This window comes from Salinivibrio sp. YCSC6, from assembly GCF_004916735.1.
In the GTDB taxonomy this organism is placed as follows: Bacteria; Pseudomonadota; Gammaproteobacteria; order Enterobacterales; family Vibrionaceae; genus Salinivibrio; species Salinivibrio proteolyticus.
The window spans coordinates 377,150-400,118 of record NZ_CP039517.1 but is presented as its reverse complement, the minus strand read 5'-3'; the positions used below and the strand labels follow the sequence as shown (position 1 = coordinate 400,118).

Genomic DNA, 22,969 nt, shown 5'->3' with positions numbered 1-22,969 from the left:
AGGAGTTCGCCGATGATCGAGAGTTTGATACCCAGTTTGGCGACATGGTCGCCGCTGGGTTTATTTTTTCTTATTATTGCCACGTCATACTTACTAGAAGACGCTGCTATCGCGTTGGCGGCATATATTGCGGTACAGAGCTTGTTGCCGTGGCCTTCTGCGTTATTGGCAATCTTTATTGGCATTGCCAGCGGTGATATGGCTTTGTACTTACTGGGTCTTTATGCGCGGCGGTATCGAGGTTTACGGGCTCGCTTACTGACGCAAAAAGGGGTAAGAAAAGCGCGCCATGCACTCCGCCGTCAACTGTTCCTCAACTTATTCCTAATCCGCTTTATCCCAGGTTTACGGACCGTCGCTTATAGCCTCAGTGGTTTCCTCTCTATTTCGGTGGTGATATTTGCCCTCGCGGTTGGTGTGGCGACAGCGTGCTGGACCGGATTGATTTTCTGGGGAGCGTTTGAGATTGAGCATAATCCTTGGTTGGCAGAGCGGCAGCTGACTGGCTGGGCGTTTTTAGTCGCAGTCGTTGGACTGGTGCTGGTGAACCGATTTTTACGCCGCAGAGCATTGCCAAAATTAACAAAGAGGCAGTATGACCAAGCCTAAATCGGTACTGACCGGACAAACGGGTATGCCAGATTACCCTGTTATACGTACGTCGGGGTGGTTTGAATTCTTACCCGCTTGGGCGTTTTATACCCCTGTCGTCGCGCAATCTATCGTACTTGCTGCCTACTACCGCAGTGTAACTGTCCCTTTATTGGCCAACCCTGGCATTTTTTTATCTGGCATGGTGGGGGAGGCGAAATCAGATATTTTTGCACTCGCAGGGGACGTGGCGCACCAATATATCGCCCCTTATATGTGTTGGCAGAAACCTGAAGGTGTGGATTCAACAAGTCTGTCGTTACTGCAGCACAAGCTAGCGCAACAAGCGATTAGTTTTCCATTGGTTGCTAAACCGGATAAAGGATGTCGAGGCGCCGGTGTGCAATACATCGATAGTGAGCACAAACTGCACCGTTACATTGAGGCCTTCCCGACCCACCGTAAGATTATTTTTCAAGCGCTTGCCCCTTATCCTGCCGAGGCGGGGATCTTTTATCTGCGTTATCCCGGTGAGGCGACCGGTGAGATTATCTCTCTGGGGCTAAAGTATTTGCCATCAGTAATAGGCGATGGGGTGTCTACGCTAAAAACGCTGATTGAACAGCATACTGATATTGGTACACGTGCCCACTTATACCATGCTCGTCATCAACACCGACTCGATACGGTGATCGCAAAGGGAGAGCGGGTGACCTTGGCATTTTCTGGTAGCCACTGTCGAGGTGCGCTATTTAAACAGGGCGCACACTATGTGACACCTGAACTGCGGGCAAAGATGGACGAGATTGCCAACGACATTGATGGTTTTTACTTTGGCCGTTTTGATATCAAGTTTCGTGACATTTCGTCGCTAATGAAAGGAGAGACGTTGTGCATCGTGGAAATCAATGGTGCCAGTAGCGAGCCAGTACATATCTGGGACAGTGACAGCAGTTATTGCGAAGCAGTACGTGCCTTGATGAGCCAGTATCGTCACCTTTACCGGATTGGCGCGGTGTGGCGGCGGCAAGGTTACACACCGCCCTCGTTACGGGTACTACTGAACGCTTGGCGTGAAGAACGACAATGGATGACGCGCTATCCACAAACTGATTAAACGGCATGACTTCTGCTAGGTATGGATGGGATCAGGACAGCGCAGGATGACAGATCCCACTGACTGTCAAACTGTACTAAGGTAATGAGTATGCATTGTTCTCTTAACGAAGAAGATCGCGCCGTGATTCGCGGCAACTTAGACGTGATTGGCCAAGCGCTGAAGCTCCTCGAAAGCCTCTCTGATACCACGTACAGCCAGAAGAAAGCAGATGGCTTTACTAGCACCATCGGTCAGCATATGCGTCATGCGCTTGATGTGTATGTGGCACTCAAGCAAGGGGAAGCCTGTGGTGATATCGATGCCGATAGGCGTCGGCGTGGGCATCTGGTTGAGCACGACCGGCAGATGGCACGCAAAGAGTGGCAATGGCTTGCCGAGTGGCTAGAGTCTCTCTCTCATCAACAACTGCATCGCCCCGTGCATATTTCTACCCAAGTGACCTTATATGCCACCAATACGGTGTGCCTTTCTACCACAGTGATGCGCGAGCTTATTGTGGTAGCCAGTCATGCCACGCATCATTTTGCTATGATCCGCAGTGCTGCCTATGAACTTGGTGAAGTTTTGGATGAACATATAGGTGTCGCGGCCGCGACCGCAAGTTACGAGCGAGATCAGCTTCGATGTGCACGTTAACTTGGCAGGCTTCACAGGATGGGATAGACCTGTTCTTCAATCGTGATGAAGCGCGAGGCCGCAGTCGTGCGCTACCGCCCAAGACCTATCAATTGGATCAGACTCAGGTATTGATGCCTATCGACCCGGACGGTACGGGGACATGGATTGCAGCCAACGAGTTTGGCGTGATTGTCTGTCTACTGAATGATTACCAGCATGCCCAAACGGTTGCGCCACGATTAAGCCGAGGGCAGTTGGTCAAAGCGTTAGCGGTTTGCACCGATCTGGATGACATTGCGAACGCGTTGCCAATCGATGCGTTGCGCGATTTTGCTCCCTTTTTGCTGCTCGGTTTTGCAGTCGATGGCCTATCAGATAAGACACACGGCTCGGAGGTTGTTCCTCGGGCTTGGCGATGGAACGGTCAGACGTTGCGGTGTGTTGACTGTCAGCCACCAGTGGTTTCCTCTGCGATTGATATTGATACCACCACGAACACGCGAACCTACTATTTAAGGCAAATGGGTGGCACAGTACCGACCCGGCAGCAACTGTTGGCGTATCACCGCAGCCATTTGCCCGAGCGCGGTAGTGCGTCAGTGTGCATGCACAGGGAGGATGCCAGCACAGTGAGTTTGACGCATATACACATCGGCGCCGATGGTATCACCATGTATTACTACGACGGAGCGCCATGCTTGGTCGAGACACCGCAAGCGGCGTATCTACCGCTTGCGAGAAACTATGATTTAAAAGCCAATACTGGTACCGACGGTCACTGAACTGGTTTCAGCATCACCGCGGTCGGCATAGGTCAGTTCGAAGGCTAGCCCTGGCCCAGTAGTGGTATTGAGCTTGACCCCGATCGTTCCGATAGCTCCCCAGCCAATGTCTTTTTCACTGCCAAACTCTGTGCGGTAATAGTTGGCGCCACCGCGCAAATAGAGGCTACCCATTTCGCCCGGCACAGTAAACTGGAGGGCAACGGGAATATACGATGAGGTTAAGGTGCGCTCAATACCATTACTGTCTTCAAAATCAGCAGTAGTTTGACCGTATCCGGTATACAAGCTGCTGTAATCCGTCAACCTAAGCGTCCCGTTCGCTTCCCATGTATGGCCGGTTTCTGTCTGTCCCGCATATTTTACGTCGGTGATACTGGCGCTCGCACCGACGCTAAGCGGAGAGGTTTGAGCGGTTGCGCTGGTTGCGATCAGCGCGCTTGTGCATAGCACGGCAAGCGGCATCAGTTTTTTCATCGTCAGATCCTTTTAACAGGTTGCAAGCCTAAGCCTGATTGTCACCATTATAAGAAGCTAACGGCAATCGTATCGAAACCTTGAATGAATTTTGTGCGCTAGGTGAGGACGAACGTAAAGTTTCCGATCAAGCGATTTTATCCATCCGCAAGCAGTGCTATTGTATGGCCCCTTGTGTACGGGCATGGCTATCATGCGTATTTGTTTATCAAAGGGTCCGAGAAATGAAATTTGCTGTTCTTGATCAAGCGCTATACGACCACCTTTATCGTGATATCGAAGCGTTTCGTAACACGTTTGATCTTCCTTGTAACGATGCTGCGTCATTGGACGAGAAAGCGGACGATCTGCACACCGCGTTAGCGGTGGAAGAAATGACAGAGCTCGCGGAAGCGGACTCATTGGTTGAACAGGTAGATGCCATTGTTGATAGCGTGTATGTACTGATGGGCCGTGCAGTACAGATGGGCTCACGCGGATACCGTGACCAGTTAGAGGTGAGCTACCTCATTGATATATTATTGCAAATCGCTAATCGTCTCGGTATTGACTTTGTGACCTGTTGGGATGAAGTGCACAGCAGCAACATGAGTAAGGTATGCCGTAACGAAGGTGAATTTGCAGATACCCAAGCATTTTATGCCAACAAAGGCATTGATGTGGTCGCCAGCCCTAAGGCCGATGGCATTATTGCCAAGTGTGCCAAAGATGTCACGGTCGAAGGTAAATTAATCCGTGAAGGTAAGGTCATGAAGTCGGTTTACTACCGTCCTGCCGATCTCGCAAAATGTGTGATGGCAGAACTAGCCTAAATTCTGTTAAGCACATCGTTATTACGCCACCGCTTTGTCGGTGGCGTTTTTGTATTTAGCCTATTGTGTATCCTTGATCTGACTAGAGCATTGACTCTGCTCTAATACATGGCCGTTTTTGTTTGTCATCAAAAATTAGCAAAGGTGTCTGCCTTTCTAGCGTAAAATGCGTCTTATTCCCTTCGTGACTTTTGCTACATCCGCTGATTTGGGTCTAAATTGAAAACTTGCGACTGACATAAAATCTTTCAGTCCGTTTAGTGCAATCACTCAATGCAGGGTGAGCACTAAACCAATCTTGCAACACAAAGGTACGGAGAACACTGTGACCAATCTATTCTCACTTGAAGGTAAAGTCGGCATTGTTGCTGGGCTTGCCAATGAGAACAGTATCGCGTTTGGCTGTGCAAAAGCATTGCAGCAAGCCGGCGCAGAAGTGCTGGTGAGCTATGGTACACCGAAAGCGGAGCGTTTCGTTGAGCCTTTGCGCAGCGAGATGGGGGATCCGGAGTTGATGCTTTGTGACGTCCAAGACGATGCCCAACTCGATGCCTTATTTGAGCGCGCTAAACAAAAATGGGGGCGGATAGATTTTGTGGTTCACTCTATCGCCTTCGCACCGCTCGAGGACTTACATGGTCGTGTGGTGGATTGCTCGCGCGATGGCTTTTCACTGGCGATGGATATTTCTTGTCACTCATTTATTCGGATGGCGAAGCGCGCGGAGCCTTTGATGCCAGAAGGCGGCGCACTCTTTAATATGTCCTACTATGGGGCCGATAAGGCGGTGGATAACTACAACATGATGGGGCCGGTAAAAGCTGCCTTAGAGTCTGCTACCCGCTATTTGGCGGCTGAGTTGGGGCCGCAGGGTATACGTGTCCATGCCATTTCACCGGGGCCGATTCGTACCCGTGCAGCATCTGGACTTAAAGAATTCGAGGCCTTAGCCGTCGACGGTGAAACGCGATCACCATTGCGTCGTTTAGCCACGGTGCAAGATGTAGGGAGCGCGGTGGTTTACCTTGCATCAGATGCGGGACGTGCTTTGACCGGGCTCACCCATTACGTAGACGCGGGACACCACTTACGTTTTTAATTAGCGTTTACGATTTGACTGATTCGATTCATTGAAGGAGTCCACTATGACAGGGACACATAACGAGGAGGTCATCGAGAATAAGACGTACGATGAGATTTCAGTAGGCGATGAAGCCTTTTTAGAAAAGCGCCTGACCATGGAAGACATTAAGCTGTTTGCCATTATGTCAGGGGATGTCAACCCGGCCCATGTGGATGATGATTTTGCCAAAAGTAGCCGTTTCCAAGAGATCATCGCTCATGGGATGTGGGGCGGTGCACTGATCTCAACGGTGCTCGGCACACAGTTGCCGGGGCCGGGGACCGTATATCTTGGCCAAACACTGGCATTTAAAGCACCAGTGATGCTGGGAGACGTGCTGCGCGTTGCCGTTCGTGTTGATCAAATGGACGATAAACGTCACCACATTGTGTTTGCTTGCCGATGTGAAAACCAACGTGGTGATATAGTGATTGATGGCGAGGCACGTGTGCTTGCGCCCACAAAGAAGGTCCGGCGCCAGCGAGCTGTGCTCCCCGAAATCCGTTTAACGGAACGCGGACAACTGCACGCTATCTTAACCGCGGCAGATCATCCGGATCCTATGCGCACGGCCGTCGTCCACCCAGTGGACGACAGTGCTATCCGTGGCGCAGTGGCTTCAGCAAAACAGCAATTAATCATTCCTACCTTGGTGGGCCCTCGCGATAAGATCATGGCCGCGGCGGACAAAGCCGAGCTGGATATCAGTGAGTTTGACATTGTCGACGCACCGCACAGCCATGCAGCAGCCGAAAAAGCCGTGGCGATGGCGCGCTCTGGTGAAATTGAAGCCCTAATGAAAGGCGCGTTGCACACTGACGAGTTACTTCATGAAGTGGTCAAGCGTGAAGGTGGACTGAGAACGGAGCGCTGCCTGAGCCATGTGATGGCATTTGATGTGCCGACCTACCCGCGTCCTCTATTTATTACCGATGCGGCGATTAATATTTATCCAGGCCTTGCCCAAAAGCGCGATATTATTCAAAACGCGATTGAGCTAGCCCATGCAATTGGCAACACCAACCCCAAAGTGGCCATTCTCTCCGCGGTTGAAACCATTAACCCGAAAATTAACTCCACCTTGGACGCGGCGGCGCTGTGCAAGATGGCAGAGCGCGGCCAGATTATTGGGGGCGAATTAGACGGGCCGCTGGCGTTTGACAGTGCGGTTTCTGAAGTGTCCCGTGCGACCAAGAATATTCACTCCACCGTGGCGGGCTGTGCTGACATTCTCGTGGCCCCCGACCTCGAAGCGGCCAATATGTTGATGAAACAGCTGAGCTATCTTGCCGATGCTACCGGCGCGGGTGTCGTCGTGGGCGCACGTGTGCCCATTATGCTCACCAGCCGTGCGGATGATGCACTCACCCGAATTGCATCAAGTGCGTTAGCTTTATTATTGGCTGAGCATCAAAGAAAGACATTACAGACCCGAGTCTAGGCGGTGCAATGGGTAAAATATTAGTGATTAATAGTGGCTCATCGAGCTTAAAGTTTGCATTGTTTGATACAGCGGGCCCCGTGGATTCGGGGCCCGGTTCATCGGTTCACGCGCTAGTAAAGGGGCAGTTTTCAGGGCTTGGGACCGATCGCTATGATGTATCCATGACCCGTCATAAGTCGGGGATCAGCGCGGTCTCCCCGGGTTCTGCGCCGGACCATCATGCTGCCGTTGCGTCGTTACTTATCTGGTTAGAACGCCAAGGGCTGCTGGACGATATTGTCGCGGTTGGGCATCGTGTCGTGCATGGCGGTCAGCACTTTCATCAAGCGACTCAGCTGGATGAGCATAAAGTGGCGTTGTTGGAAGCGTTAACGCCGCTTGCCCCTTTGCATCAACCTTACAGTCTTGCCCCGATTAAGATACTCGGCGAGCGATTGCCTGAACTGGTACAAATTGCGTGTTTTGACACAGCGTTTCATGCTCATCAGCCGCTCGAAGCAAAACAATTCGCTTTACCTTACGCGATGTTCGATCGAGGCTTTCAGCGTTACGGCTTTCATGGTCTTTCCTACGACTATATAACGCGGCGCTTGCCAACCATTATCCCTGATTTTAATCATGACGCGCGTGTGGTTGTGGCACATTTGGGGAATGGTGCAAGCTTATGTGCTATCCAAGCCGGAACTAGCCTTGCTTCTACCATGGGGTTCACAGCGCTGGAAGGCTTACCGATGGGGACACGCTGTGGGTCAATCGATGCGGGCTTGGTGCTACATTTGATTGCGCAAGAGGGAATGACGATTGACGAGGTAACGACGTTACTCTACAAGGAGTCAGGGCTTCTAGGCTTGTCTGGCATTAGCAGTGATATGCGTGCCTTGCTGAATAGTGACCGACCCAGAGCGCAGCAAGCGGTCACACATTATTGCTATCGTATTGCGCGTGAAATTGGCAGTTTATCGGCAGCGTTAGGTGGGTTGGATCATATTGTCTTTACTGCTGGGATTGGCGAGCACGCCGCGCCAGTACGAGAGCAGGTAGCGGCCCATTGCCAGTGGCTGGGAGTGGATTTAGATGGCGAGGCGAATCAAGCCAACCAATCTTGTATTTCGAGCACCACGAGTCGAGTCGGGATTTGGGTGATCCCGACCGATGAAGAGCAAGTGATCGCGGAAGACTGCCTCACCATGTATCAAAAGACGCTCACTCATTAGGACGTAAATAATCACGCTTCATCGATTCAATCTGCCCAGAATCCATCATCTGTGCAATTGTGTCACTGAGCTGAGCGACTGCCTCCGCATGGTGAGATTTTTTTGATAGCACTATGTAGGCGTTAATCGGCTCAGAAAATAGGAGTGGCTGCTTTTCGAGCACGCGATTGGTATCGAGGCGGCTAACCAAATAATCGAGTTGGTATTCCTCACCGATGACTGCATTGGCGCGTTGATTGATGAGTTGTTTAATCGCAAACAAGGTTTGACTGACAGGACGTGTCTGAATGTTCTTATCTTGACTGAACTCGTCTGGGAAATGCGCGCCGCGCTCAATCGTAATTTGAAGGGGATAGAGCTGCTGTTTTGTCGTTATGGCACGCATATCCCCCTTGTGTGTGTAAATGACATAATCAAGGTTGGTGCGGTAAGCGGGGGTTAAATAATGCAAATAGCCCTCACGATCCGCCGTTCTGAGCACATTCGTCGCAATATCCGCTTCGCCCTGTTCGAGCAATTTCAGACACCGTTTCCACGAACACTTCAGCATGTTGATCTTAAATCCTGCCTTGTCCGCGAGTGCAGTGATTATCTCGACATCAATACCTTGGTAGGGATAGGTCTGGGTATCTGTCCAAGGCGGCCAGTGTGGGACCGCATAGGTTAGTGTTTTTTCTGTGTTGGCCGCCGCCCCATGTATCAGTTGCATAGCGACGAGGACGGCAAAAAGTAGGTACTTCATCAGGGATACTACGTTTTGATATTTCTATTAGTATAGTCAATGGATGCCTAATGGATGCCTATGTAAAGCCTGCGATAGTTAGTTGTTTTTAGATGATTTAATCACAACAGGGTCTGCAAGACACACCAAAATGTGACATTGCATACAAGATTTTTTGTTGATGCGCACCGTGTAAAATTAAATCGGTATTCTATCGCCGGACAAAGAACGCAAGGATGTTTTTTATGATGCGCTGGGTATGGATGAGCTTAGTGGTGCTCAGCCTCACAGGGTGTGCGCAAAAACTGGGCAGACCCTTCGATATTAAAAATCTCGCTAAGTCAGACATGGATTTGATCACGGATATCCATATAGCGGAAATTCGCGATCTGACTGAGCAATTAATCGTAAAACTCTACAAGCGTAATCCGCGAGAGCTTAGAAAAGTACCGGGAATGACGATCGAAAAGCGTGTTGCTCAGCTCATGGCTGAGAAACGTCCTGAAAACGGCTTTCGTGAGCTGGGTGGCATGGATGGGATTGCGCTGTTACCACTGGCGTTTTCTAGCGAGTTTAGAGGCGACCGGGTATTTGCGTTGATGGCGGGTGTTACCGGCATGATCAGTGCGAGTTACAATCACCAACTAGAATTTTTCTTGCTTGACGATATTGATCAGCAAAAACTTTATAACTGTGCGCGCAATCTCGAAAAAGTGGCTTGGTTATTGAACAACGAGAAAGACAGTCATGGCGAGCTGCTTTTACTGAGTAACGGTGTGGGTAAAAATGGTGTGCCCAATTACAGCTATGAGCGCTTGTTTAGTCAGATGATCCTCATTCAGGACATGATGGCGGTCATGGTCGCCGACAGTACCAATCGCCATATCAATCAAGTCGTGCATAGCATGGCATCCATGACTTTCTTTCCGATTTAATGGGATTGTCTAAGGCGGCTTTGGCGCCGCCTAAAGCCTTACCAGCCAATCTCTTTGCCTTGATAATCGATAAAACTGCCGTTTTGGCTATCGGTCAGGGTATCCAGCACCTGCTTCAATCCCTGAGCGGACTCTTGAGCGTTAATCAGCGCATTGGGTCCACCCATCTGTGTTTGTACCCAGCCAGGGTGCAACGCAACCGCACGAATACCTTGATCGCGAAGATCGATGGAAAGACTTTTGATCACTGCATTCAGCGCTGCTTTCGAACTTCGATAGATGTAACCGCCCCCTGATTGGTTGTCGCTCATACTGCCAACTTTGGAGGAAAGAAAAGCAAAAATGGGTGTGTGACCACTGTGACGAGCCTTGATGAGATGTGGCGTAAAGTGCTCGGCAATGACGAGTGGTGCAATAGTGTTCACTTCTAAAACATCGCGCCATGCGGCCGTATCGACTTCACCGAATGCGTAGCCTTTGGGACCATAGAGCCCAGCATTGTTGATCAACAAATGGATGGAGATGTCGCTCAGCTCTGATGCGAGCTGCTGCACGGCGGCGTGGTCTGTCACGTCGAGTGCATGGGTTGAGAGCGTGGTATAGCGGTTTTTAAGTGTCATTAAATGAGGGGCAGAGCCGGGAAAACGGCAGCAAGCAATCACTTGCCAGCCGTGTTCTAGGTACAACTCTGTTAACGCGAGTCCGATGCCCCGGTTTGCGCCCGTAATGAAAAGTGTTGGCGTCATGCATACCTCTAAATGGTTGGCGTTGCCACCATTATATGACCAATCCGCCATCGACTTTAAGTGTTTGACCGGTAATAAAGCTCGCCTTATCACTGGCTAAAAAGCAGATAGCGTCAGCAATATCCTGAGCCGTTCCCATTCGGCCCAATGGTGTCTTGGCTTTCATCATATCAATCACCTTCTCGGGCAGGTTGGCTGTCATCGGTGTCTCGATAAAACCAGGCGCGACACAGTTGGCGCGTATTTTTGCACCGTGGCGAGAGAGCTCTTTGGACCATGTTTTAGTCATGGCGATCACACCCCCTTTTGAGGCCGCATAATTGGTTTGACCGATATTGCCGTCTGTCCCCACCACAGATGACAGTGTCACAATCGCGCCTTTTTCTTGCTCTAGCATCAGCGGAGCAATGGCTTGGGTCATGGAGAATACCCCTTTAAGATTGACATCAATGACAGCATCCCAATCACTTTCTGTCATTTTGGTAAGTAGGTTGTCGCGGGTAATCCCAGCGTTGTTCACCAATACATCGACAGGCGTATTTTGTTGGTGCAATGTTTGCACCCAGCTGGCGACAGCGTCACGATCACACACATTGAGTGCGACGGGTTGAATAATCGCATGGTCTTGCCAATCGGTCATTGCATCCATGTTGAGATCGATGGCGTAGATTTTCTCCGCACCTTGTGCAATGAAGGTTTCAACAATCGCATGCCCAATTCCTTGGGCGGCGCCGGTAATGACACAATGTTTTCCTGCTAGCATCTGTGTGCTCCTTTTTGGGTGACACCCCACGTCTTCTATAACTACAACGCAAAGCGGTGAGGAATCGATCAGTAATTTCTTGGGCATCTGTATTGCCTAAGGCCCTGCTTACATTCGATAAGCTTGCAACAACTAGGCCATGCACTACTCTGTCTATGATAAATTGGCATATCAATTTGTGGGCGGATAGGCTAAAATTTAATCAAGATGTCACCTTGTTTGAGAGAGGACCTATGCCGACGTCAATCAATTCGCAACCTTTGGCGCAGCAATATATGCAGCGTCAGCGCGATCGTCAGGACGATCAGGTCAATGGCGGTCTCAATAACTCAATGAGCGTGCAAGAGCGTGCTGAACTGATCCGCAAAGAGCGTGAAGAACAAAAAGAAGCCGCTGCATCCGGCGAGCAACGCGAAGAAAAACGTGATTATCAGTCGCTGATCGATCGCGTTGCTGAGCAAGAAGCACAAAAGTCAAAAATGGACGCTTACAACCAGCGTCAGCAGGCGCTAATGGAGCAAGTTGAAAAGACGATCACGCCGAATGCGCAACAAACAAGCTACAGTTTGAAAGTGTGACACTCTTCATCTCTTTTCTGCTGTCAAAGGCCGCTACATGAGCGGCCTTTTTGCTTTTTAGGACAGCGGTGTTTGCGTTTTAGTTTGCATAAATGTAAATGAAATGTTTGCGTGGGTGGGTTTCTTTACACTTTAAAGAGAGTGTATCACCCAGATAAACCGCCAATTATCGCATTGGCGCATGACTGTTCATAAAAGATGACAACTTTGGTTAACATTTGAGTAACCTTTTGTCGGTGGTGTCATGCTAGTGCTTCCTCTTTGACGGTGCTATTTCTATTGGCATGAACAAGGAGGAAGCAATTATGACGACCACTATGCAAGCGCCCGTCAAAACCATTAACCCACTGGGCACGGACGGATTTGAGTTTGTTGAGTACACGGCGCCGGATCAAGCGGGCATTGATGCACTGAAAAATCTATTTTCATTGATGGGTTTTGCGGAAATCGCCAAACATAAGCACAAGCAGGTTTGGCTGTATCGTCAAGGCGACACCAACTTTATTGTCAATGGTGAGCCCGAGTCACAAGCACAAGGCTTTGCCAAAAAGCACGGGGCGAGTGTCAATGCAATGGCATTTCGTGTCCAAGATGCCGTGCATGCGATTGCCTATGCTGCAAAGCAAGGCGCCAAGGTGGTTGAACCAAGCATTGGTCCGATGGAGTTAAGCATTCCAGCGGTTTATGGCATTGGTGACTCGCTGCTTTACTTTGTTGATCGCTATGGCGATCAAAGCATCTATGAAGTTGATTTTGATTTCTACAACGACTGGCAATCACGTCTCAAAGAAGCTGACGCTGGCTTAAAAGTGATTGATCACTTAACCCATAATGTTGACATCGGCAATATGGATGTCTGGGCCGACTTTTATGACCGTATCGCGAACTTTAAAGAAATCCGCTTCTTCGATATTGAAGGGAAAAAGACGGGATTGAAATCACGTGCTCTCACCGCGCCATGTGGAAAAATCCGTATTCCCATCAACGAATCAAGCGATGACAAATCGCAAATCGCGGAATACTTAAAAGAGTACAACGGTGAAGGCATTCAACATATCGCACTGACGACAGACAATATTTACGAGACAGTCCGCACGTTGCGTCAACGTGGTATGGCATTTATGGACACGCCAGATACCTACTATGAAAAGATCAATGAACGCGTGAAAGGGCATGAAGAAAGCATCGACGAGCTTCGTGATACTCGAGTACTGATTGATGGTGATGTTGATAGCGGTATCTTGCTGCAGATTTTCACCAATACGGTTATCGGCCCTGTGTTTTTTGAAATCATTCAGCGCAAGGGTAACCAAGGTTTTGGTGAGGGTAACTTCAAAGCCTTGTTCGAATCTATCGAGTTGGATCAAATGCGTCGCGGCGTGTTGGATTAACCAGACAGGTAAATTTAAACTTTCTACTGTAGGCGCTCTTTAAGGGCGCCTTTTTTGTCTACTTATCATGACAATTTTCGCTGAAAGCGGAAAATGCCTCTATGCTTAATTTTAATGGAGATTTAAACGGACTAGGTGACTATGAAGGCAGATACCGCCGTTGCTCGTAGCTCTTTATCGGTTGCGCTGATCACCAAACTAACCCTGTGTTGGGCGTTGTTAACCGCGATGGTTGCCGCGCTGCTACTGTATGTCGATTATCGAGAGCATAAAGCGGATGTTGAGCGTGCGTTGTTGATGACTGCGGAAAAAGACTTGAGTGTGATGGCCTCTCATCTTTGGTGGGAAGAGAGCACTGCCTTTGAGCGGCAAGTCGAGCGCTTGATTGCGCAACCTCACATCGATTATTTGCGCGTTTTTGATAGCGACGGGACCCGAGTAGAGCGTGGCGTTGCTCCTTCTGACCAAGCTCTCGAGTATTCATGGCCTTTGGTTTATCGCGATGCGGGCAACGAGTACATGCTGGGGAATTTGAACATTGCCTCGAACTATACGGCAACAAAAGCGAGTATGAGTGAACATCTAATGTGGACAGTGGCAGCATGGCTGTGTCTATGCGCATCCGGTATTGCTATATCGCTTTGGATCATTAGCCGAGAACTTACCACCCCACTAGCGAAAATGCGCCACCAAATCAATGTCTGGGACGCTGACAATAAACCGGTTTTTCTCTCCACGCCCAAGAATCGACACGCGTGGAGTGATTTAGAAACGCGTTACAACACCATGATTGCGCGTTGCCGAGAGCGCTTGAGCTGCATGGATGACGACCGCCGGTATGCGGAGCAGGCGAGTCAGAAAAAAAGTGAATTTCTGGCCAATATGAGCCATGAGATCCGCACACCCATGAACGGCATTATTGGTATGGCCTCACTGCTAAAAGGCACGGATCTCAATGACGAGCAACAAGAATTTGTCGAAATGCTTGAGACTTCGTCAATCTCATTGCTCGATATCATTAATGACATCCTCGATTTCTCTAAAATTGAAGCTGGAAAATTAGAACTGGAACCTTTAGAGCTCAATGTTTTTGAGTTGGGAAAAGATATCGAAAACTTGTTCACGTTACGGGTTAAAGAAAAAAACCTGCGATTTCACTGTGACATCGACAAAGATATATCTCCTTTGCTGATCGGCGACGCACCTCGGCTTCGACAAGTGATGATTAACCTTGTGGGGAACGCGGTGAAGTTTACCGAGAGCGGTGAAGTCGCAGTGGGGGTCTCGAGTGTCAGTGAAAGCGACGATAGCTGTGTCTTACGCTTTGAAGTCAGAGATACCGGGCCAGGCGTGCCGTTTGAGCAGCAAAGTCGCATCTTTAATAAATTTGAGCAAGGCGATGACCCAACGGCACAGAGCCAAGGAACGGGACTCGGTCTCGCGATATCTCAGCAAATTGTGCATCTGATGGGTGGGACACTGCGATTGGAGAGTGAGCCGGGCAAAGGTAGCCGTTTCTTTTTCACCGTTCGATTTAGCAAAAGCAACGTCCCCCTCGCCACGCCGGTAGAGGCCTATTTATTTGCCGGAGCGCCTATGCTGCTGGTAGACGATAGCCGTTTAAATATGCGCATAACCACGGCACAGCTCAGTAACTTGGGTTGTCAAGTCACTTGCTGTATGCATCCAGACGATGCGATGTCGCTGATTGAAGAGCGCATCAGTAGTCAGTATCCATTCAAAGTGGTGATTCTAGATAAGTTGATGCCCAAAACGGATGGTTTTTCACTGGCGACCAAGATCAGGGCGCAGTTTGGCAAGGAAAGTCCAGCCATCATGATGTTAACCGCTGCGCCCGATGGCCTCGACAAACCGCGCATTGAACGTGCTGGTATTGAAGGCTACCTCGGGCGTCCTTATCAGTTCAATGATTTGAAGAGCCACCTTGTGCGTATTCTGCAACAGCGTCAACCAACATTGGGCGTCGTACGGTCCACAGGACAAAGTTCGTCGTTAGCCGGGTTGCACGTTTTGGTAGTCGAAGATACCAAAGTGAATCAGCGGGTGACGGAGGCCATGCTCTCCAAATTGGGGGTACGTGTCACCGTGGCTGAGAATGGTCAACAGGCTTTAGATTATTGGCAAAAGCAGCCGTTTGATTTGATCTTTATGGATTGTCAAATGCCCGTTATGGATGGTTACCAAGCCTCGAGACGTATCCGTGAGCAGGAAACACGCTTTAATCGAACCCCTATTGTGGCCCTGACAGCCAATGCGACTGCAGAGGATAAAGATGCGTGCCTAGAAGCGGGCATGGATGACTATATTGCTAAGCCGGTTCGTAAAGACGATCTCGCAACAATGCTTAAAAAACATACCTTTACCAGCGAGACTCAACTTCTTACTAAGTCATAACCCTAAAAAAACTGAGAAGTGAGTCGCAATTGTGATCTTAGTTACAAAACTATCAAAAAATCATACGGATTTTTAGAGTGGTCTAACCTCTATTCGTTAGGCTTCTAATGTTTTATCGGAATCTTGTTCCGTAATAATTAGAAAGCAAAACGAAAAGAGGAAACATGAAAATAAAAAAAATGCTCTCAGCGGCAGCGGCGTTGCTGCTAAGCCTTAGCGCTCAAGCGGGCCAGCTAAACGTCATGGCGTACAACATTATGCAGCTGAGTAACCTTCAAGATTGGGATCAAGCAGAGCGTGCGGCTCGGTTGCCGAAAGCCATTGCTGCAATGGACACTCAACCAGATGTGATTCTGATCAGTGAAGCCTTCAATGCTGAGGCCGAGCAAGCGATGAATCAGCTTGCAAGTGTATACCCTTATCAAACGCCCAACGTTGGGCAAGACTGCAGTGGCGAAGGCTGGGACGCTCTCACCGGGGATTGTTCCAACTCAGTATTTGTCGTGCGTGGTGGCGTGACAATCTTGTCTAAATACCCCATTTTGACCCAAAAGGCCCATATTTATCATCACAGTTTAAAGGGCAGCTGGGACTATCAAGCTAACAAAGGTTTTGCGTATGCCAAGATTGATAAAAACGGTGAGATCTTTCACCTGATTGGCACCCATTTACAAGCCACACATGATGGGATGTCCGATGAAGAGCATCAAGTGCGGCTAGGTCAGCTAGGTGAAATCAAACATTTTATCGACCAAGCAGCGATTTCCGCTGACGAGCCTGTGATCATTGGTGGTGACATGAATGTGGAGTGGAGCCGTCAGGATGAAATTAAAGACATGAAAGCAGCCTTAAGTGGTGCACTGCGCTTCACAGAGCCGGAAGTAACGTCTTTTTCTGCTAAACATAATTGGTTCACAAAAGCGAACGCTTATCACTTTGACTATGATCTTAACTATAACACCACGTTAGATTATATCTTGTGGAGCCGCGATCATGCCATGCCAGCTAATGAACCTGAGATGAAGGTGGTGCAATTAACCGCAAAGGATCAATGGTACTGGGATTACCTTGAGGGTGAGTGGCCAGAAGAAGCCGGACAAACCTACCATGATGGTTATTACAATGAGCTCTCCGACCATTATCCGGTGATGGTAAAGTTTGAATTTGAGTAACATGGACTCACGGTAGTTCACCGTCATAGGGGGCTCAATCATATTGAGCCCCCATCACCTTGCTCCTTATCCTCCCTTCCATTAATAGACGATTGATTTCTCTTTGTATACCAAGAAAATTTGGCATCATGCGCTACGCTTAAGGAAGGATTCGATAGCACTCCCGGCCTTGGATAGTCTTCCGAGGAGCAGAATTGCGGCGTTGGTGATGCGTCCATTTGCCGCCTGACTGTCACGATAAGCAGTTTGAGGATAAATGCGAGGGAAGAATGGATAAGCCGCGTTTCCACATCATTTATGTTGATGATGACGAACTCACATTGAAGGCAATTGGTCGGGTTATTCGTCGCTTAAAACCTGACTGGACGATTAGTCTGGTAAAAAATCCTATCCAGTGGGAGAAAGGGGTATTAAAGAACCAATCGCTATCTTTAGTTATCAGTGACTTACTGATGCCAGAACTGAAGGGCGATGCACTTCTAGAACAGGTTCGTCAGCACTATCCGGGGACGGTGCGAGCACTGATCACCGGAGATACACGGCAAAAGATCACCGAACTGGCAACCCCTAGCGTACACTTTGTTTTGCCCAAGCCTTTCTCGGAAGACGATTTTGCCAATGTACTCAACAGTGTTGAGCGCCTCTACAAATTGCCGATTGATAGTGAAACACGCAATCGCCTCATCGGTATCGAGGATTTTCCCGTTCTGCCTGATTGTGTCCGCCGGCTACGTGCCACGATTAACAATCCAAACTCTGACATGGAACAAATTGCACGGGTGGTGAGTGAAGAGCCGCCGCTGGTTGCTCGACTTTTGCAGCTGGCTAACTCGGCCTATCTGGGCTTTCGCAACCGAACTTGGTCCATAGAAACGGCGATCAATCGATTGGGTATTCAATCAGTGGAATCCATTGCGGCCACTATGGTTGGGCACAATGCGTTTCAGCACTTGTCGACCAAAGAGCACTATGCGGTGGTCGACGAACATATCGAACTGGCTAATTTAAGCAAATCACTGGGTGCTTTTTTAGGGCATGACAAAGCACATGCTGAGCGCTTATACCTTGCTTCTGTCTTGTCGTCGCTGGGTGAGCTAATGGCACGAGAGCTCGGTTGTCGTGACAGTGGTAAAAACCCCATCTGTGATTTGCCTTCTCGCTTTGATACCGCGCTCGTGGTCTCCAGCTATATCATTATTTTGTGGGGCTATGATTATGAATTGGCAGAAATTGTTTTAGCTAGCGGTGAGGCGTCTTTGCTATCTGACAGTGAGCAGGCCAGTGATGGTGCACTCCTACATTACTGCCGTCAGTGGATTCGGGCGAACGATATCGAGAAAGCGAAACTTTTACAGTCTTGGTCGGCGAATATTGGCGCTTTTTTTACTCAATCGTATCAGGAGACGATCTGAGTGTACGGGTTGGTATTCGACGTTACTATAGGTTTTCCCTGTCGACTGAATAGGGAGGGAAAACGTGAAGAATAGCGACATGTCACTAGCATTGTTCAATCAACTATCAATAGCGATATGTATCGTCGATCATGAGTACACCATTGAGAGTGCAAACGCGAGCTTCCTTGATCGCTTACCAGCAAACCAAAGTACAGTGGTTGGATGCTCACTATTGGCATGCTTTCCAGTCCATCGTCAATTTTTACAGCAAAACATCGATTCGGTTTTCTCGACGCAAACGCCATTACTGTCCTCCGGCTCTGTCATCGTTGATACATCTTTGGAAGTGGGGAGCGACGCCGCACATAAGTGGCAAGACATTGAGTTTCTTCCCATCCCGTCAGCGTGTGGTGTGGTAACACAGGTTGCGATTTGTTTTTACCGACCCACAATGTTGGCGGCCCCGAAGCAAGACTCAGTCACCACCATGTCGGATAGTCAGCGACTCAAACGAAGCTCGGATGCCTATCAAGAAGTGGTTTCAGAGCTTAAGCAGCTGCAAAGCCAATTGCTTCAGTCTGAGAAAATGGCGTCGATTGGGCAAATATCGGCGGGGATTGCCCATGAAATCAATAACCCTATCGCTTTTATCTCGTCTAACATCCGCACCTTGTATGACTACTTAGAGAAATATTCCGCTTACGTCCATCAGTTGGATGAAAAGATTGATGCTACGGCGAACAAGGTGTTGAGCGCTGATAGGCAGGCGCTAAAAGATAAGATTCAGTTAGATTATTTACTCGAAGATGCCAGCGATCTCATTGAAGAGTCGTTAGAGGGTATCTCGAGAGTGATGACGATTGTCAAAGATCTCAAAGAGTTTTCCCGTGCTGATAATGGCGAATGGGTGTCAACCGATGTTCGTCGCGGTATCGACTCGACACTAAAGATTATCCACAACGAAATTAAGTATGCCATTGAGATCGAGAGAAACTATTCGCCACAGACGCCCGACATTATTTGTCAGCCCATGCAACTCAATCAGGTTTTTCTCAATCTGTTGATTAATGCAGCCCAAGCGATCGAGGGCGAGGGAAAAATTAACATCCTTGTTGCGCCTCTTGATGATGAGCACTTAATGATAAAAATTAAAGATAACGGGCAGGGGATCCCTGATGAGGCGCTGACGACGATTTTCGAACCGTTTTATACCACCAAGCCTGTGGGGCAGGGAACGGGGCTTGGGTTGTCTGTCTCACGCGATATTATCGCTGCTCATGGTGGCCAGATTACGGTAAAAAGTGAGCAGGGAAGAGGGACTACGTTTACCATAGTGTTGCCTTGCTCAGATAAATGTGCCGGAGAGATTACCTCGTCTGATGAAGAAGCGATAAGAGGAGGCCATAGCGCATGATGGCGTACACGGAAATTCTATTGGTTGATGATGAGCCACATATTTTGCGTGCGTTAAAGCGAGAGTTACGTCGTTTTGTAGCCTATATTCATACCGCAGAGTCGGGCCAGCAGGCACTCGATATTTTATCCAAACATCACATTGGCCTTGTGATTTCCGATTACCGCATGCCGAATATGGATGGCGCAGAGTTACTGATTAACATCCATCAGCGTTATCCCGATATCGCCACCATTATGTTGTCCGGCCAAGCCGATCTACCGGGTGTGTCTCGAGCGATTAATGCTGGTGCGTTGAGCCAGTATGTGAGCAAACCATGGGACCGCGATGTGTTGTGCGACACGGTGAAAACCATTTTGACTCATAAACACGCGTCTTTGCCTAACGACACCCTGACTACTTGCTTATCAAAAGAGGCGCTCAACCAGAAAATTCAAGGTATGGCGGTAGACGCAAAAACACCGTGGCTTGTGGCGATCATTGATAACCAAGGCACGAGCAATCTTAATGACACTGAGTCGGTGATGCTGGGGAATCAACGTCTGCAAAGGGTGAGTGAACACTTGCATGAGTTGGAGGTATTCGAATGGTATCGGATCGCCGACAAATTTATTGCTCTGTTTGAGTATTCATCAGAAGGCCACCGGTTGTTAAGCGAACTGATTGAACATTTGCATGCTGCAAAAGAGGAAAAAGGCCTTTCAATGCAATTAATGCTCAGTGCGCTTCGCTCTTGGCAGGAATTGTCTTTCGAGGCCATTCAGGCGCGTAAAGCCGACAAAGTACCGCTCTACGATGCGCTCTATTGGCTACCGTGCCCTGAGGATCATCAAGACGATGCCAGTTTGGTTAGCTTGATTCGCGATATTGAGGCCAAGCACTTCGAGGCGTTCTTTCAACCTCAGTTAAATATTGTAACCAATGAAATTGATGGCTTTGAAGCATTGGTGAGGCGTCGACTCGCATCGGGACACTACCAAAGCCCTGCGGAGTTTTTGCCATTATTGAGTCAATATAGACTTGAAGATGTGCTAACCACCTCGATGTTTGAGCAGGCACTGGAAGCGATTGGGCGACTAAGTCAGGCAGGTTACGCGAAAACGGTGAGTGTTAATGTCACTGCAAAACAACTAGAGACCGGGTTTGTGGTTGATGTTATCCAGCACCTTTCGCCGCACTACCCCGATGAGATTGCACACCTTGAAGTCGAGTTGGTAGAAACTGACCGGCTTGATGACTTTTCATTAACGCGCCAGCAAATGGAACGTTTGAAATCCCTCGGGATCTCCTGTGCGCTAGATGACTTTGGGACTGGTTTTGCGGGGTTTGAGTCCATGTGCGACCTCCCCTTTGATGTGATAAAAATAGATGGCCGCTTTGTTCGTAATATTGGTCAGAGTGAGATGGATGAAGTGATCCTGACTTCAGTGGGTCAGAGTGCGCGGCTGATGAACGTTGAGGTGGTGGCTGAGTGGGTCGAGAATCAAAACCAAATCGACTTTTTGAGAGAAAAAGGGTGTACGCGAGTTCAAGGTTATGGCATTGGCGCACCGTTGAGTCTAGATAATATTTTCGAATTTTTAGCGAATTTTAAAACACCTTCCTAAATCGGATGGTCGTTATGAGGCATGATTCGCAGCGGCGTCATCTATCTGACAGAGTAAGGTGATAGCGGCTGTAGTGCCGTGGGCTGAGGAGGTAAGCTGTATTTCTCCTTGGTGATGACGAACAATATCATAAACATACGTCAACCCGAGCCCCATGCCTTGTCCAACCGGCAAGGTGGTAAAGAAGGGGTCGTAGACACGATGACCCTGATCACGCGGTAATCCAGGCCCAGAGTCTTTCACGGTGAGGGTGCACGAGTCACCCTTGTTTTCCCCCTCCACATCAATACGGTGTGCAACGTCTGGATTGCCCCGCTCACAGGCTTGCAACGCATTTTTGAGCACTTCTTTAAACAGCATCACCAGCTCCTCATAGCGTCCCATGACTGGGGGCAGTTGATATACGTTAGCGGCGATCGATATCTTGAGACTCGTCGGTGGTGAGAGAGTATTCAGCGCCTCATCAATCACCGTAAAGATCTCAATGCTTTGAAAGTGTTGTCGTGTTTGTTGGCTGTAGCTGGAGTACTGCTGTAAGGCGGAAACAATATTGATCACGCGTTGTACACAGTCGTTGGCATCAGCAAGGCTATCACTAAAATCATCATAAAGGTCATCGGTATAGTGACGCTTTTTCCAGTGCGTGAGGGTTTCGAGCGGCTCTGATTGGTGAATGACGCGCTCGGCAATGTCTGTCCACTTTTGGTAGGTGTCGAGATATTCTTGACACATTCTTAGGTTACTTTTCACTGCGCCGATGGGGTTATTGATTTCATGGGCAACCCCTGCCGCCATGGTCCCAATAGAGGCCATTTTCTCGCTTTCGACCAGCTTTTCTTGTGTTTGCTTGAGTTGATGGTTTATCTCACGGAGTTGATCATTGGACCGCACCAAATCGGCCGTGCGTCGCGCCACCTTGCTTTCTAGTGTCTGGTTGGCCTCTTCTAGGCGTTTTTGGTAGGTCGCAGTTTTGTTCTCGGAGTCACGTAATGCTTGAATCATATTGCTAAACGCGGCGGCCACACTGGCCAGTTCATCCTTCCCGTGGGTTGAAATGTGTACGTCTCGCTCGCCACTGGCGATGGTATCGGCAGCATTTTTAAGTTCTGATAAGCGCTGGGTTAGATAGCTTCCCAAAAGATAAGAAAACAATGCCACTAATAACATTTCGCCCAGCACAATCAGCATGCTCCAATTTTTCGCGTCTTTGATTTGGCTAAGCAGGCCGGTCAGGTCAAAGCCAATCCAGACCGACCCAAACTCAATGCCAGATTCAGAAATGGTCGCGCGTACATCATACAGCCCATCCGTGACGGACTGGGCATTCATCTCAAGAATGGCTGTATTGAAAGATTCAGGAAGGTTACCGGCCGATGATAAGACTCTCCCGTTATCGCCTAAAACCGCGACATACATAATATCGCTGTTATGGAGTAGCTCTTGCGTAAAAGAATCGACGGTGGCGAGATCGAACGATAACACCGCATTTTTTACCGTGGAGGCGAACAACTGCGTGGTGGAACTCGCGCGTTGATTGAGCCCTTGATAGTTGGTAGTTTCCAAATAATTGAGAGTTAATGTCAGCAGAATCGCCAACAGGATCGCCTCAATCAGGGCGACACCTAAGATGGTCTTTAATCGCAAGGACATGG

Annotated in this window: 21 protein-coding genes; 16 read left to right on the top strand and 5 right to left on the bottom strand. The window is 49.0% G+C overall.

The genetic code is table 11. The annotated features are described in order from the left end of the window. Positions 1–12 precede the first annotated feature (12 nt). From E8E00_RS15660 to E8E00_RS15645, 4 genes are all read left to right on the top strand, one after another. Entirely contained in the window at positions 13–609 is a 597-nt protein-coding gene (locus E8E00_RS15660) for a DedA family protein (protein WP_096632033.1), read from the top strand. Continuing rightward, complete coding sequence (locus E8E00_RS15655; protein ID WP_096632035.1) at positions 596–1,708, top strand: D-alanine--D-alanine ligase; 1,113 nt, start codon at positions 596–598, stop codon at positions 1,706–1,708. Before E8E00_RS15660 ends, E8E00_RS15655 begins: the two co-directional genes overlap by 14 nt. A 90-nt stretch (positions 1,709–1,798) precedes the next feature. Then, positions 1,799–2,347: a hypothetical protein gene (locus tag E8E00_RS15650; protein WP_077454887.1), complete on the top strand. Its 549-nt coding sequence runs from the start codon at positions 1,799–1,801 to the stop codon at positions 2,345–2,347. Then, the gene (locus E8E00_RS15645) at positions 2,335–3,111 is read left to right on the top strand and encodes an NRDE family protein (RefSeq protein WP_096632038.1); all 777 of its coding nucleotides are present in this window, start codon (positions 2,335–2,337) and stop codon (positions 3,109–3,111) included. The genes E8E00_RS15650 and E8E00_RS15645 overlap by 13 nt, the downstream gene beginning before the upstream one ends. Here the strand turns inward: E8E00_RS15645 and E8E00_RS15640 are convergent. Continuing rightward, positions 3,079–3,588: an outer membrane beta-barrel protein gene (locus E8E00_RS15640; protein ID WP_096632040.1), complete on the bottom strand. Its 510-nt coding sequence runs from the start codon at positions 3,586–3,588 to the stop codon at positions 3,079–3,081. The two genes, E8E00_RS15645 and E8E00_RS15640, sit on opposite strands and share 33 nt — an antisense overlap. 224 nt (positions 3,589–3,812) lie before the next feature. Here E8E00_RS15640 and E8E00_RS15635 point away from each other — a divergent pair, with 224 nt between their 5' ends. From E8E00_RS15635 to E8E00_RS15620, 4 genes are all read left to right on the top strand, one after another. Then, entirely contained in the window at positions 3,813–4,400 is a 588-nt protein-coding gene (locus tag E8E00_RS15635; protein ID WP_069586715.1) for a nucleoside triphosphate pyrophosphohydrolase family protein, read from the top strand. A 325-nt stretch (positions 4,401–4,725) separates the two neighbouring features. Then, positions 4,726–5,499: an enoyl-ACP reductase FabI gene (fabI, locus tag E8E00_RS15630; RefSeq protein ID WP_096632042.1), complete on the top strand. Its 774-nt coding sequence runs from the start codon at positions 4,726–4,728 to the stop codon at positions 5,497–5,499. Positions 5,500–5,545: 46 nt separating this feature from the next. After that, positions 5,546–6,964, top strand: a complete 1,419-nt coding sequence (locus E8E00_RS15625; protein WP_069586713.1) for a bifunctional enoyl-CoA hydratase/phosphate acetyltransferase — start codon at positions 5,546–5,548, stop codon at positions 6,962–6,964. Between the two features lie 8 nt (positions 6,965–6,972). Next, a complete protein-coding gene (locus tag E8E00_RS15620) occupies positions 6,973–8,181 on the top strand; it encodes an acetate/propionate family kinase (protein WP_069586712.1) in 1,209 nt (402 codons plus the stop codon). On the opposite strand, the gene E8E00_RS15615 is transcribed toward E8E00_RS15620, so the two are convergent. Continuing rightward, positions 8,171–8,923 (bottom strand): ABC transporter substrate-binding protein, encoded by a 753-nt coding sequence (locus E8E00_RS15615; protein ID WP_069586711.1) that lies wholly within the window; start codon positions 8,921–8,923, stop codon positions 8,171–8,173. The two genes, E8E00_RS15620 and E8E00_RS15615, sit on opposite strands and share 11 nt — an antisense overlap. A 224-nt stretch (positions 8,924–9,147) precedes the next feature. Between E8E00_RS15615 and E8E00_RS15610 the strand changes: the two genes are divergently transcribed. Then, a complete protein-coding gene (locus tag E8E00_RS15610; protein ID WP_096632766.1) occupies positions 9,148–9,837 on the top strand; it encodes a hypothetical protein in 690 nt (229 codons plus the stop codon). A 38-nt stretch (positions 9,838–9,875) separates the two neighbouring features. Here E8E00_RS15610 and E8E00_RS15605 read toward each other — a convergent pair whose 3' ends face one another. Both E8E00_RS15605 and fabG read right to left on the bottom strand, forming a co-directional pair. After that, a complete protein-coding gene (locus E8E00_RS15605; RefSeq protein ID WP_096632769.1) occupies positions 9,876–10,583 on the bottom strand; it encodes an SDR family oxidoreductase in 708 nt (235 codons plus the stop codon). Positions 10,584–10,614: 31 nt separating this feature from the next. Beyond that, positions 10,615–11,346 (bottom strand): 3-oxoacyl-ACP reductase FabG, encoded by a 732-nt coding sequence (gene fabG, locus E8E00_RS15600; protein ID WP_096632044.1) that lies wholly within the window; start codon positions 11,344–11,346, stop codon positions 10,615–10,617. 233 nt (positions 11,347–11,579) lie between these two features. On the opposite strand from fabG, the gene E8E00_RS15595 reads away from it, so the two are divergent. The 7 genes from E8E00_RS15595 (at position 11,580) to E8E00_RS15565 (ending at position 21,317) form a co-directional block, all read left to right on the top strand. Continuing rightward, on the top strand, positions 11,580–11,924 hold the full coding sequence (locus E8E00_RS15595; protein ID WP_069586709.1) for a hypothetical protein: 345 nt from the start codon (positions 11,580–11,582) through the stop codon (positions 11,922–11,924). A 305-nt stretch (positions 11,925–12,229) separates the two neighbouring features. Then, complete coding sequence (gene hppD / locus E8E00_RS15590) at positions 12,230–13,315, top strand: 4-hydroxyphenylpyruvate dioxygenase (protein WP_069586708.1); 1,086 nt, start codon at positions 12,230–12,232, stop codon at positions 13,313–13,315. 141 nt (positions 13,316–13,456) lie between these two features. Further along, positions 13,457–15,730: a response regulator gene (locus E8E00_RS15585; RefSeq protein ID WP_096632046.1), complete on the top strand. Its 2,274-nt coding sequence runs from the start codon at positions 13,457–13,459 to the stop codon at positions 15,728–15,730. 164 nt (positions 15,731–15,894) lie between these two features. Then, the gene (locus E8E00_RS15580; protein WP_069586706.1) at positions 15,895–16,902 is read left to right on the top strand and encodes a sphingomyelin phosphodiesterase; all 1,008 of its coding nucleotides are present in this window, start codon (positions 15,895–15,897) and stop codon (positions 16,900–16,902) included. Positions 16,903–17,171: 269 nt separating this feature from the next. After that, positions 17,172–18,314 carry an HDOD domain-containing protein gene (locus E8E00_RS15575; RefSeq protein ID WP_096632049.1) on the top strand — a complete coding sequence of 381 codons (1,143 nt, stop codon included), beginning with the start codon at positions 17,172–17,174 and terminating at the stop codon, positions 18,312–18,314. Between the two features lie 64 nt (positions 18,315–18,378). Then, on the top strand, positions 18,379–19,710 hold the full coding sequence (locus tag E8E00_RS15570; RefSeq protein WP_240531970.1) for an ATP-binding protein: 1,332 nt from the start codon (positions 18,379–18,381) through the stop codon (positions 19,708–19,710). Next, on the top strand, positions 19,707–21,317 hold the full coding sequence (locus tag E8E00_RS15565; RefSeq protein ID WP_069586703.1) for an EAL domain-containing protein: 1,611 nt from the start codon (positions 19,707–19,709) through the stop codon (positions 21,315–21,317). The genes E8E00_RS15570 and E8E00_RS15565 overlap by 4 nt, the downstream gene beginning before the upstream one ends. A 12-nt stretch (positions 21,318–21,329) precedes the next feature. On the opposite strand, the gene E8E00_RS15560 is transcribed toward E8E00_RS15565, so the two are convergent. Beyond that, the gene (locus tag E8E00_RS15560) at positions 21,330–22,967 is read right to left on the bottom strand and encodes an ATP-binding protein (protein ID WP_096632054.1); all 1,638 of its coding nucleotides are present in this window, start codon (positions 22,965–22,967) and stop codon (positions 21,330–21,332) included. Between the last annotated feature and the right edge of the window lie 2 nt (positions 22,968–22,969).